At 51.6% G+C, this 12,109-nt stretch carries 14 protein-coding genes; 6 read left to right on the forward strand and 8 right to left on the reverse strand.

Annotated features, from left to right (window positions below; translation table 11 throughout):
• Window positions 1-78: 78 nt before the first annotated feature.
• From ACYVAD_RS10745 to ACYVAD_RS10755, 3 genes are all read right to left on the reverse strand, one after another.
• On the reverse strand, window positions 79-1,281 hold the full coding sequence (locus tag ACYVAD_RS10745) for a hypothetical protein (RefSeq protein ID WP_461139485.1): 1,203 nt from the start codon (window positions 1,279-1,281) through the stop codon (window positions 79-81).
• A 94-nt stretch (window positions 1,282-1,375) separates the two neighbouring features.
• Window positions 1,376-2,062, reverse strand: a complete 687-nt coding sequence (locus tag ACYVAD_RS10750) for a response regulator transcription factor (RefSeq protein WP_461139486.1) — start codon at window positions 2,060-2,062, stop codon at window positions 1,376-1,378.
• Window positions 2,062-3,528, reverse strand: a complete 1,467-nt coding sequence (locus tag ACYVAD_RS10755; protein ID WP_461139487.1) for a sensor histidine kinase — start codon at window positions 3,526-3,528, stop codon at window positions 2,062-2,064. The genes ACYVAD_RS10750 and ACYVAD_RS10755 overlap by 1 nt, the downstream gene beginning before the upstream one ends.
• A 126-nt stretch (window positions 3,529-3,654) precedes the next feature.
• Here ACYVAD_RS10755 and ACYVAD_RS10760 point away from each other — a divergent pair, with 126 nt between their 5' ends.
• On the forward strand, window positions 3,655-4,836 hold the full coding sequence (locus tag ACYVAD_RS10760; RefSeq protein ID WP_461139488.1) for a redoxin domain-containing protein: 1,182 nt from the start codon (window positions 3,655-3,657) through the stop codon (window positions 4,834-4,836).
• A 128-nt stretch (window positions 4,837-4,964) separates the two neighbouring features.
• Here the strand turns inward: ACYVAD_RS10760 and ACYVAD_RS10765 are convergent, their stop codons facing one another.
• Both ACYVAD_RS10765 and ACYVAD_RS10770 read right to left on the reverse strand, forming a co-directional pair.
• Window positions 4,965-5,510 (reverse strand): hypothetical protein, encoded by a 546-nt coding sequence (locus tag ACYVAD_RS10765; RefSeq protein ID WP_461139489.1) that lies wholly within the window; start codon window positions 5,508-5,510, stop codon window positions 4,965-4,967.
• 104 nt (window positions 5,511-5,614) lie between these two features.
• Window positions 5,615-6,133 (reverse strand): ABC transporter permease, encoded by a 519-nt coding sequence (locus tag ACYVAD_RS10770; RefSeq protein ID WP_461139490.1) that lies wholly within the window; start codon window positions 6,131-6,133, stop codon window positions 5,615-5,617.
• A gap of 116 nt (window positions 6,134-6,249) precedes the next feature.
• Between ACYVAD_RS10770 and ACYVAD_RS10775 the strand changes: the two genes are divergently transcribed.
• From ACYVAD_RS10775 to ACYVAD_RS10790, 4 genes are all read left to right on the forward strand, one after another.
• The gene (locus tag ACYVAD_RS10775; protein WP_461139491.1) at window positions 6,250-6,930 is read left to right on the forward strand and encodes a TetR/AcrR family transcriptional regulator; all 681 of its coding nucleotides are present in this window, start codon (window positions 6,250-6,252) and stop codon (window positions 6,928-6,930) included.
• Window positions 6,931-7,015: 85 nt separating this feature from the next.
• Window positions 7,016-8,350, forward strand: coding sequence for an ABC1 kinase family protein (locus ACYVAD_RS10780; RefSeq protein WP_461139492.1), 1,335 nt, complete (start codon window positions 7,016-7,018; stop codon window positions 8,348-8,350).
• Between the two features lie 41 nt (window positions 8,351-8,391).
• Window positions 8,392-8,922 (forward strand): deoxycytidylate deaminase, encoded by a 531-nt coding sequence (locus tag ACYVAD_RS10785; protein ID WP_461139493.1) that lies wholly within the window; start codon window positions 8,392-8,394, stop codon window positions 8,920-8,922.
• Window positions 8,919-9,512, forward strand: a complete 594-nt coding sequence (locus ACYVAD_RS10790) for an acyl carrier protein phosphodiesterase (protein WP_461139494.1) — start codon at window positions 8,919-8,921, stop codon at window positions 9,510-9,512. Before ACYVAD_RS10785 ends, ACYVAD_RS10790 begins: the two co-directional genes overlap by 4 nt.
• A gap of 82 nt (window positions 9,513-9,594) precedes the next feature.
• Here the strand turns inward: ACYVAD_RS10790 and ACYVAD_RS10795 are convergent, their stop codons facing one another.
• The 3 genes from ACYVAD_RS10795 to ACYVAD_RS10805 all read right to left on the reverse strand — a co-directional run bounded on the left by ACYVAD_RS10795 (window position 9,595) and on the right by ACYVAD_RS10805 (window position 10,861).
• On the reverse strand, window positions 9,595-9,969 hold the full coding sequence (locus ACYVAD_RS10795; protein ID WP_461139495.1) for a hypothetical protein: 375 nt from the start codon (window positions 9,967-9,969) through the stop codon (window positions 9,595-9,597).
• Window positions 9,970-10,193: 224 nt separating this feature from the next.
• The gene (locus tag ACYVAD_RS10800) at window positions 10,194-10,499 is read right to left on the reverse strand and encodes a hypothetical protein (protein ID WP_461139496.1); all 306 of its coding nucleotides are present in this window, start codon (window positions 10,497-10,499) and stop codon (window positions 10,194-10,196) included.
• A 32-nt stretch (window positions 10,500-10,531) separates the two neighbouring features.
• Window positions 10,532-10,861 (reverse strand): hypothetical protein, encoded by a 330-nt coding sequence (locus tag ACYVAD_RS10805; protein WP_461139497.1) that lies wholly within the window; start codon window positions 10,859-10,861, stop codon window positions 10,532-10,534.
• Between the two features lie 211 nt (window positions 10,862-11,072).
• On the opposite strand from ACYVAD_RS10805, the gene holA reads away from it, so the two are divergent.
• Window positions 11,073-12,107 (forward strand): DNA polymerase III subunit delta, encoded by a 1,035-nt coding sequence (holA, locus tag ACYVAD_RS10810; RefSeq protein ID WP_461139498.1) that lies wholly within the window; start codon window positions 11,073-11,075, stop codon window positions 12,105-12,107.
• Window positions 12,108-12,109 lie beyond the last annotated feature (2 nt).

Here is a 12,109-nt window from a genome sequence, read left to right on the forward strand (position 1 = left end):
GCCTGTTCCAGCGCTAACCGAGCCAACGGCATTCGGTTTTATACCAGCGGTAGCTGATGTTGGTGCAGCGAAGGTCGGCTAATCTCGACTGTACCGCGACCGCAGGCGACGCACTACGTCGCCGACTAATTCATCGCTCATATCGGAATACAGGGTCCAGCGGGAGGGAGGAAAGAGGTTGGCACTCTTCAGGCTGCTGCCATTCAGGGCCCGATCGTCACCGCTGAACGTTTCCCACTCCGTTTGCCAGGTACGGCTTTCCCAAACGGGCTCTTCCCAGAGGACTTTGCCCGTCTGGGTATCAGTAGCCCGCATCCGTAAATCAAGACCCGCCCGGATCTCCCGCCGGTAGGTGGTCAGCGTACCTTTGACTTTCTCTTTGATGTCTACCTTCGTCGAGTCATTGATCTTTTTTTCGCCGACTTTATATTCCTGCGTGCTGTAAATCGTCGTGCTGGACGAAGAAGTTCGTTCGTCGTACGAGTCGTAGTTGCTTACGTGCATCTGGATGGCCTGATGAATGGGGAATCCGTCACCGGCGGATTCGGTGGGTTGGTAAAGCCGAACGAACGTAGAGGGCGCATCGACGCGGCCGAGTCGGTCCAGAATCCTGTCGCTTAACCGCTGATTGTCCGTCTGGCTTATTTCGTGCGTTGGTCCCAGTGGCTCGACCACAACCCGTAGTATCGCGAAGGGGAGAGCCTCTTCCGCTTTCGCGCGAGACTGGCGGTAGTTAGGCACCCAGTCATTTGCCTTCTGGTAATTCAGGTAAGCGTCTTTGGCGGCTAAGCGGTCTTCTTCCCGGTATACGAACGCCTGGTCGGCGGCATCGTAACGGTCGGTAGCCGCTAACTCCCGCGTATCGCGCTGACGGTCCTGGTACGACGCGGGATAAACGGCCAGCCAGTTGGGGCAGCTGTCGCAGACTGCCAGCACGCGCCGGTCGAGAGCCCGACGCGCTTTATGGGCGTCATCGGTCAGGGTTTGTAGTTTTTCGTAAACATTATAAACTGCTTCCCAGCGGAAAGGAGCCTTGTTCGCAGGAGATGACAGTTGCCGGATTGCCGTTTGGTGCTGCTCGTAGGCGCGTACGAAAGCTTGTTGGAGTACCCAGGGAGCCAGCGTATACCCCCGTTTGCTAAATCCCTTGGGCTGTTGGAGTCGTTGCGAGGCTCGTTTTACGGCCAGATCGAAACGGCCGTGGTTTAAGGCGGTTTTTCCGGTACTGCACGCGACTAGCAACGCAGCAAAAAGTAGGGAGAAAAGAAAAGGGCGTAGCATGGCATAAGAGTAGGTAGATAGTGACCCTTAGACAGTGCTGGAAGAAGATGGTTTATCGGTTATACTCACCTCGAATGAATAAGTAGGCCAGTGTTCAACAAATTAGTTTGTAACCTACCCCCCGAAGATTTAATATGGTAATTGACGTATCATCTTTCAACTGTTTGCGGAGCTTCGTAATGAAGACATCCATCGTGCGGGCATGGTATGGGTTGTCATCGCCCCATAGGCTTACCAAGGCTTGTTTGCGGAGCAGTACGTCATTTCGGAATTCGTATAGCAGTTGCAACAATTGCGTTTCCCGGTGTGATAACCGCGTTGCTGCATGACCGGGCAACAGAAGCGTTTGCTTAGTAGGGAAGAACCGATATTGGCCAATCTGGTACTCCGTTTCAGCGGGAGACAGGATTGTCTTGCTTCGTTTAAGCAACTCCTGAACGCGTAAAAATAACTCGTCCAGACTAAATGGTTTTTTGAGGTAATCGTTACCGCCACTACCGTACCCTTCGATTACGTCTTTGGTGGCAGTACGGGCGGTTAAAAACAAGACAGGAACCTGGTTCGTGAGCGTTCGGATCTGCTTAACCAGCGTAAAACCATCTACCTGAGGCAGCATAACGTCGACAATACAAAGCGAAAAGTCGTCCTGCTGAAATAACTCGTACGCCTTCCGGCCATCCCCAGCGTAAGTCACGGCATAGTGGCGCTGTTCCAGACTATCTTTGATAACTTTAGCCAGAAAGGGCTCGTCCTCAACGAGAAGAATACGCGGGAGGTCCATTAGAGCAAGGGTAATTTGATAATAAACTGACTACCGGTTGGCTCGTTGGCGCCGACCTGAACCGAGCCCCGATGTTGGCGCAGGATTTGACGTACGTGGTTCAGGCCCAACCCGTAGCCTTTGACGTCGTGTACATTGCCGCGCGGCACTCGAAAGAAAGGTTCGAAAACCCGAGTTCGATAGTCAACTGGAATCCCAATGCCATTGTCCGCAAACGAAATCTCTACCCATCGGTTTTTGGTTGCCAGTTGAATATCAAGCTGTAAACAGCCCGGTGTGTATTTCAACGCGTTGTCCATAACGTTGGTAAAAACCGTTAGCAGCCCTCCCTCTTCGCCGTTGACCAGTAGGGGAACGTCACCCGGATCGAAGTGAACACAGGCTCGTTCGTGATCGAACCGGACGGCCATGTCGGCCAGCGCTCTCGCAATAATTCCTCGTAAATCAAGCGGTTGCCAGTGATGGTTCATTGTCGTCAACAGTCGATTAGCGTGAAGAATACGGCTTGTCAGGTCCGTTAGCTTTTCGGTTTGGTAGCTGATAATGTTCAGGTACTCCTGCTGCATTACTGGCTCGTAGGCAAAAGTTTTGAGCGCTTCAGTCGTGATCTTGATAGAGGATAACGGGGTGTTGAGTTCATGAGTCATATTGTTGATGAAGTCGTCCTTCAATTCCGCCAGCCTGTGCTGCGAAAGCAGCGTTTTTACGGTATAGCCAAAGCAAAAGACACAAACTGAAATCAGCAGGAGGGTCGTTAACATGACCCATTTCATGCGTTGAAAAAAGTACTGATTGGGACTGGCAAAACCGGCTCGTACAAGTTCCTGCGCAAACGGTCGTCGCCAGGAAGCGTTAACGGGGCGCGTGAAGAAGTTGTCGGTTAATGTATCGATGGGATTGAGTACGAACGGCGTTTGAATATCCTGGCTTATTAACGTCCGCCGAAACAACGTATCCAATATGGCCAGACGCAGGTGACTTTTGTCAAGCGCGGCAACGAGACTGTCACCCAGCCGCTGGGTATAATAATAGGTCATACCGTTCATCAGATCTTTACGCAACATTTTATTGCCAACATGATCGATTGCCATCTGCCTGGCCTGCGGGGTGATGTGGTTCAGCTTGGGTGTAAAATCCCGTAGGCTAAACGATAACCCCTGGCTGCCGGCAAACTTGGGATAACGGTCGTTTACATAGAAAACTGTTTGCCCGTGGCGCTTATTGACGTCGCAGGTGATGCGAATAAAGCTGGTGTCGGCCAGCCACCGCTTTGCCCGATCGATTATTAACTGACGACGCTGCTCGATCTCCTGATCCACCGCTACCTGTAGAGCCTCGTTGCTATCGTGCTTAAAGGTCGCTACAGTGCGTTGGTAATGCTGATAGTTCCAAAACAGTTGCAGACCGATGATGCCGAGCACGCACAACGACATCAGCCAAAGAATCAGGTTGATATGCTTCTTCATACGGCTAAAAGTACAGGTTGCCGATGACTCTCCGCATCCGCGTTAACACTAATTAACCCAAATTAACGGCCGTTAATCGAGGGCGACGCGTTTGGTGGCGTGGTTTGTAACAATCAAACGAATACCATGAAAAAGTTACTTGTCCTGCTATTGCTGACGGTCCAGCATGGATTAGCTCAGCCCAAAAACGGCCAGCCTGTTGCCGACTTTTTGATCCCAACATTGCTCAATGCCCCGACGAAGACAACCACACTGGCCGCGCAGCGGGGCAAAGTGGTACTGCTCGAGTTTTGGGCTACCTGGTGCAGCCCCTGCCTGAAAGCCATGCCCCACTTGGCGGCTTTGCAGAAGCGCCACGCAAACCAGTTACAGGTCATTGCCATCACCGACGAAAGCGCTAAACGTATTGGGCAGTACCTGACCGCTCGCCCGTCTAATTTGTGGGTTGCTATCGACTCCGCGCATACGATAGCGAGTCTGTTCCCGCATCACATCATTCCGCACACGGTTTTGATCGGGCCGGATGGGACGCTGGTCGCGCAAGCTACGCCTGACATAGTCACCGATGGATTGATCGATAGTCTTTGGCGGAAACAGACCGTACACCTGGCTGAGAAAATTGACAATTCGATGAGCTTGCCTGACATACTGAAAACGTATTTCGGGGCGGCCGATACCGTCAGAAATCGGTTTGTCATGCAGGCTCAGATTGAGGGAGCTCCGAGTTTTTCTACGACTCATTTGCGAGACAGCGTGTTCAAAAATCGGCGGATTACCTGTCTTAATCTACCGCTGACGGCCTTGTACCGAATCGCCTATGGAAATTACTCGTACAAACGTACTGTCGATGAGACCGGTAGCACTGATAAATCACCCGTCTACTGCGTGGATCTGATCGTTGACCGCCCAGAGCAGCTCCTGCCTGTTTTGCGGGCGGAGCTGGCTAGTCGCTTCGATATCCGTACCAGCATCGAACCGCAACGCAAACAAGTGAATGTTCTGCGCGTAACAGACCAGGCAAAGTTTGATCAGATTCCCCGTAACAAATCAGGACAGCGAACGTACTCCGCCCGTCAGGGCGAAATGGACCAACAGGCGGTCACCATGCAGGATGTTGCGGAGTTTTTAGAAAGCTACGGCATCGACAGAAGACTGGTCATTGACGAAACGCAGAACCGCGAAAAGATGGACGTTACAATCTCATATCAACCCGAAAACCCGTCTAGTTTGACGACTGCTCTTTCAGCTATGGGGCTGAGTCTGGTTCCGCAAGAGCGGCAGATTGATATGCTCGTACTGAGAAAGTAATTTTTATCAGGCAGTACGGGAGAGAAGCCAGCGCTATTGACGCGGCTTCTCTCCGATGATAGGCGCATTTAGTACGGATACAGCTAAAAACAAACCAGCTCATCGACTGATGAGCTGGTTCAAGTATATTAAGGAGTCGTCGTTGAGGCCGGTGGAGCAGCAACGCCTTTAGCGGGCGGTCTAAAACCGCCGACGGCTTTCTGCATCTCCTCCTTCTTGGACTGATAAAGGGTCCACTGCTCCGGGGTCAAAAGCGTTTTGAGCTGATCTTCTTTCTCTTCGTTCAGCATCATCATCATATCCTGAATCTGCTTGATCGCTTCCGGTGATGGGCGCCCACCGCCTTTGCCGACGATGTCTTTAATCGCGTCCTGCTGCTGGCTACCGTAATCGTTGTTGAGCTTTTTTACGTCCTTGAGCTGCTCTTTGGTTAGGTTCAGGTTTTCCTTAAGCCATTTTGTTTCCTTGTTAGCAAGGTCACCGGCAATGTTTGGGATGGCTGGTGAAAGCCCGCTGGTCTGGCCGGCTCCCATTGATCGACCCATACCACCACCGTACATCCCGCCCCGTCCGTAACCGCCGTACCCATACTGGCCGAAGCTACGCCCGCTCACCAGTAGTGCCGCGAGCAAAGCAAAAAACGTAAAGACCGAACCAGAATTAATTCGTTTCATTGTCAACAGGATTGGGTTACCATTCTGGCGACAAAAATACGTCAAAAAGAAACGTATCGGAAACAGAGGGGACGGGTTGGTAAAGAGAAGCGGCTAGCTGGTACCTAAATCCGAACTTTCATGGTGGGTAACTCACCCTCGGGAACCAGGACGATGATGTCTTCGGAAATGGTTTCGCCGTTGTCGAGCATGTGTCCGGCCTGCACCTGCACGGTGGTTGTTACGGTTTTGCCCTCCGCGTTTTTCGTAGCCGTAGCGTACGGGACCGTAAATGGACGGGCCCGCACCGTGGCTGATTTGGATGTCATGCGGGCACCGGTAGCGTTCAAGCAGTCAAAGTTGGCCAATAGATCCTGGTTTTGCAGACCGAATAAGGTTTGTTTCGGGAACATCAGTTTGGTGCAGCCGCTTTTGTTCGATACGTAGACCGTAAGCTCATACCGGCTGAAGGTGCCTTTACTACCCACATCTTTTTTGCTTTCGTTGCGGATAGCATACCCATATTCAATGCCGTTGATGATGGCGGGTTTGTCGCCCGCGATCTCATATGAGGCCTGAGCCAATGCCTGTTGTGCGCACCCCAGACCAAAGAAGACTAGGAGACCAAGTAGATTGTACTTCATGCGAAAAATAAAGAGGAATGATTTTGCCGGAATTTATGTGAAATGGCGCTTATTGCGCAACGGTTTTTGAGTGATCGCGCACAAACTTTTCCCGTGTACAGACCGTTCTAATTTATATGGAAACGCCCGAAAAAATCCGTAAAGCGTACGTTGAATACGTGCTCGAAAACGATAAACAGCCTATCTCTGTCTTTCAGTTTGCCAAAAAGCTGAAGATGGCTGAAGCTGATTTTTATGCTGATTATGCCTCTTTTGATGCCATTGAAGCCGATGTGTGGTTGTCGCTCTTCAACGAAGCCAAAACCACCGTCGAAGCCGATGATACGTACCAGGGGTACTCGGTTCGGGAGAAGGTATTAGCGTTCTATTACACCTGGATTGAATTGCTGAAAGCCCAACGCAGCTTTGTTACGTATAGCTATGGTCGGCTTCGGTCGGAGATGGCAGCAGCGAGTCCAATTGCCAAAGCGCGGCAACGGGCGGGGCGGCAGGCCGGTACCAGTCGGGTGCTGCAGCCGTTTAAAGAAGCTTTTCTGGACTACGCCCGCGATTTGCTGGCCGAAGGCCGCGAAAGTAAAGAAGTCGAGCCTCGGCCGTTTCTGACCGATCGCTATCCCAACGCACTCTGGGGGCAAACGATCTATATTCTGGATTTCTGGATACGTGACGTCAGCCGGAACTTCGAAAAAACCGATACCGCCATCGAGAAGGCTGTCAACACCGCCTTTGATCTGATCGGCCGCTCCCCGCTGGACAGCCTGTTTGATCTGGCGAAATTTATGTACCAAAATAAATGAGCGAAAGAAGGAAAGGGCGAAAGAGCGACTCCTCAAAAGGCGGCTCTGGCACTCGTTTCCTCATTTGCTCTTTCCTTCATTGTTCATGAAAACACAAAACTCCGTCCCAACGACCAAAGTAGCCCGTGCCAGTCAGTTTGTAAAGGCGGGGGTAAAGGTCGGTGGTAATTATATTAAGCATTACAGCAAGAAACTGATCGATCCAAGTCTGTCGAAGGAAGAACTGCACAAGGATAATGCCGCGGATATATACGACGCACTGAGCGAACTGAAAGGATCGGCGTTGAAAATGGCGCAGATGCTAAGCATGGACCGAGGGCTGCTGCCGGTTGCCTATTCCGACAAGTTTATGATGGCGCAATACTCAGCGCCACCGCTATCGGGGCCACTGGTTGTCAAAACGTTCCGGACGTATTTCGGCAAAGCGCCCTCGCAGTTGTTCGATAAGTTTGATAGCGAAGCGGTCAATGCTGCCAGTATCGGACAGGTCCACCAGGCCTGGAAAGATGGGAAAAAGCTGGCTGTCAAAGTGCAGTATCCGGGCGTCGCCGATGCGGTTAGCTCCGATCTGAAAATAGCCCGTCCGCTGGCCGTTCGGTTGTTGAATCTTGACGAGCGGCAGATTGATCGCTACATGAGTGAAGTTGAATCGAAGCTGCTGGAAGAAACAGATTATGATCTGGAGCTGAAGCGTTCTATCGAAATATCAGAAGCCTGCGCATCCATTGCCAACCTGGTCTTCCCAACGTATTACCCCGAGTTTTCGTCCAAGCGAATTCTGACGATGGACTGGCTGGATGGCCTGCACCTGAAAGAATTTTTGCTGACAAATCCGTCGCAGGCGGTACGCAACCAGATCGGACAGGCGCTGTGGGATTTCTATGATTTTCAGATTCATACCCTCCGGCAGGTCCACGCCGATCCGCACCCGGGTAATTTCCTGATGCGGCCCGACGGGACAATGGGCGTGATTGACTTCGGCTGTGTGAAAGTCATTCCTGATTTTTACTACGACAACTACTTCCGGCTCGTTAACCCCGATACCATCGACGATGACACGCTGACCGAGCAGATTTTTGAAAACCTCGAATTCCTGTCGTCAGCCGATTCGCCTAAGGATCGGGTATTTTTCACGGGTTTGTTCAAGCAGATGATTCGCATGCTGGGCGAGCCATTCCTAACGGAAACCTTCGACTTTGGCGATGATGTTTATTTCAACAAAGTCTATGCCTTTGCCGAGGAACTGTCCGGTCTGGAAGAGCTACGGAGCTCCAAGGTTGCTCGTGGCTCGCAGGATGGGCTGTATGTCAACCGAACGTATTACGGCTTGTACGCCATGCTAAACGAACTAAAGGCGGAGGTCGTCACCACCCGTCCTGACTGGCTTCGCTCGAAGAAAAGTCTAATTACCGCTCAGTAGTCAGGTTGGTGCCGTTCGGCTTTCCTTGTATTTTTGCCTGTATGCTACGTACACCCCGTCCGCGCTTCGACGATATTTTTATGGAGCTGGCCGTCAATCTGGCCAAACGCTCGCACTGTATTAAAGCGCAGGTTGGCGCGGTGCTGACCCGCGATACGCGCATTATTTCTATTGGCTACAATGGCCCGCCCGCCGGGACGCACAACTGTGATGACGAATTTCCTGACATCGGTTGTCCGCGCGATTCGAAAGGGTCGTGCTCCCTGGCTCTACACGCCGAAGAGAACGCCATTTTATACGCCGTCAAAAATGGCTCGGAGGTAGAGGGAGCCACCATCTACGTAACGCTGTCTCCTTGTATCGCTTGCGCTCGCATCATCTATAGTATGAAGATTGCCCGCGTGGTATTCCTGCATTCGTACGCTGAATACAAAGGGATCGGGTCGGACGAGGGTGTTGATTTTCTGCGCCGGTTTGGCGTAACGGTCGACCGGTACGAGCCGGGCGAAGGCGTTACGTTGGTATCGGAACCCCCGCTGACCAAGGCTGGCCAAAGTCCGCGCGTGGCATGAATATCCTGGCGCACGCCTGTCTGTCGGCGCATAACGACGATTGGTTAATCGGTAATTTTATCGGCGACTTTATCAAAGGAAACCCCGCCAGTGAGCGGCATGGGCTGGAACCTGGCATTGTGGCGGGAGTGCGTTTGCACCGGTCCATCGATACGTTCACCGATGATCATCCGGACGTAGCCGCCGTACGGGAACTGCTCTATCCCCGCTGCCATAAATACGCGGGCGTGGCTGTCGACGTATTTTTTGATCACTTTCTGGCTACGCAGTTTTCAGCGCTGACAGGGGAGGAGTTGAGTGCATTTATAACGTACGTTTATCGTACACTACAGCAAAACAGCGCCCGTCTGCCTACTAACGCTGTAAAGATGCTCAACGCTATGGTTCGCTACGATTGGCTGGCAAGCTACCAGACGCTGGAGGGAATCGACCGTTCGCTGACAGGCATTTCCCGCCGAACCGCCTACCCATCTGGCCTGGATACGGCCATTGTCGATCTTGAGCAACATTACGATTTTATTAGTGAGCAGTTTAACCATTTCTGGCCACAACTGACCGCACATGTCCATGATGTTGGGCATCAGTTATAGGAATACTGTGCTGTCGTTTGACCCATTCATAAGAAAAGCCTGCCGTTACGTAACGGCAGGCTTTTCTTATGAATGCACTTAATTAATTCCCCGGTTTCGGCTTGGGTTTGCCAGGGCCGTGCGGTGGCGTGCCCGTGCCGCTATGCGGAGGGGTAGCGGTACCACTTGGGGGAGGGGTTGCCGTTCCACTATGAGGTCTTGTAGCCGTTCCGCTATGGGGCGGTGTGCCGGTGCCGCTGTGTGGATGCGTGGCCGTGCCACTATGGGGCGGTGTGCCGGTGCCGCTGTGGGGATGTGAAGCCGTTCCACTGTGAGGGCCCGTAGCCGTTCCGCTGGCAACACCACCCAGACGAGCCGCGCTGGCATCCGGAGATAGTGTGTCGTCAGCGTTTTTTGTACAAGCGTAGCCTAGAAGCATTACTGCCACCACAACGCCAGTTGTCATGAGCTTTTTCATGCGAGCAAAGAGTAAAGAGTCAAATACGGTTTTGATTCATTACTCCTTACGACAAACTCGCTCAAAACGTGGCAGTATCCGGCGAAAAATAACTTACTATTTTAATTGGTATAGGTTTGACTGTCAATTCACTACTGTTTTTAGTGATAAGTAATTATGCTTAAAGGATTTGGGTTTTTGTAAGGTGCTGATTTTGAGGTTGTCAACGTTAAAACGAGAGTAAATCAGAAAGCAAAAGGAAACAATATCGCTAGCCCCACCAGAATCAGTACTGCCGTCAACAATAGATTCTGATAAGAACCAGGGTAAGGTGCAGAGTCAGACTCCTGCGTCTGGTGTAGCCGCTCGGGCTCGGCCTGCCAGAGGGGCATTTCCTCCAGCAGCTGGTTAAGATGATCGGGTGTACTGTTGACCAGCAGACAATGCTGGCTTTGATCCAGCACCCGTAATTGAGACTGGAAATAGCTGATGTCGTCCGGGTGAATTGGACCCACACCCAGAAAGCGTAGAACGTATCGTTGGGTTTTCATAGCGGTAAGGGTTATTGATGCGGGTAAGCTGGCTACAGCAGGTTGAGCAAGACCATAGTGAGGTGAACCAACAAACTAATGCTGAAAGCCGGGAAAATGTATTTAACCGGCTGAGCTGCCAGAATAGGAACTAGAACCAGCAGAAAACAAAGCATACTGACCAGGAATTGCCAATCGCCACCGCCGTACGTGGACATCAGAAGAATGTGAACAGGTGACAAGATACACCCCTGAATGGTGAGCGCCGTGGCTGCCCAGCCCAGGCGGTTAAACTCGGCGTTAGCGGTAAACTGACGGTAGCGGTTAAGCAGGCGGCTAGTTGATAGTGCTACATAAAAAGTTGACTGTGTGAGCGTTGCCATACGTTGCTTTGTTTTAGATTGATACACAAAGCAAGCCTACACAGCCCGAAGTGGTCATGAGCGTTGTTAACGACGGATCTAATTATACTCAACTCGACTGCTGATTAATATTAGCTCAAACAGTTGCAGGCCGATCTGCTGTAGGATTATTTTGCCCCAAAACGTGTTAACAGCTGACACGAGTCTATCTCGTTAATTCTCCGATTCTGTTTTGATTGCTGCCGTAGATACTATCCTGAAAGATATTCGCAACAAGCGAATTGCGCCTGTTTATCTCATCCATGGCGACGAGCCTTACTACATTGATCGTATTGCCGAGGAGCTGGAAAAGGTAGCCGTCCCGGTCGCCGAGCGGGGCTTTAACCAGTTTGTCTTGTTCGGAAAAGACGCTGATGTGGGAGCCGTACTGAACTACGCCCGCCGGTATCCGTTCATGGCCGAGCGGCAGTTGGTGCTGGTCAAAGAAGCCCAGCAGTTGACTGGGATTGGTGATAAATCAGCCCAGACGTTGCTCGAAGATTACGTCCTCAACCCGCTGGCCAGTACAATCCTGATGCTGTGCTACACCAAGGAAGAGGGAAAGCCAGCGCTTGACGAACGGAAAGCCTGGGTTAAGGCCTTTTGCAACAAGGGAAAACTGCTGGGTGTCAAAAAGCTATATGACAATAAGGTTCCCGACTGGATAGGCGAGTACTGCCGCGAACAGGGGGCTAAAGTTAGTCCGAAGGCTTGTCAGCTTCTAGCCGACCACATCGGTAATGATCTCAAACGCTTAGCTGGTGAAATTGACAAGATTCTGATTAATCTCCACGTTGGCGAGGAAATATCGGCCGGTACGGTTGAACGGCTGGTTGGTATCAGCAAAGAATACAACGTTTTTGAATTGCAGAAAGCACTGACGCAGCGTGACGTCGTGAAGGCGAATCGCATTGTCGATTATTTCGCCCGGAACCCCAAAGACAACCCACTCGTCGTCATCCTGGCCCAGTTGTTCAGCTATTTCAGCAAGGTATTGTTGGTGCAGGCCTCCAAAGATCAGAGTGACAAAGCACTAGCACCACTGCTGGGTGTCAATCCGTTTTTTGTGAAAGACTACCTGAGTGCCGCCCGAACGTTTCCGCTGAACAAAGTGGCTGATATTATTCACGCCATTCGCCGGGCTGACGCCCGCAGCAAAGGAATTGATGCACCCACGCTGAGTGAAGGTGATATCCTGCGGGAACTGGTTTTTGATATACTGCATTAGGT

Source organism: Spirosoma pomorum (genome assembly GCF_054776615.1).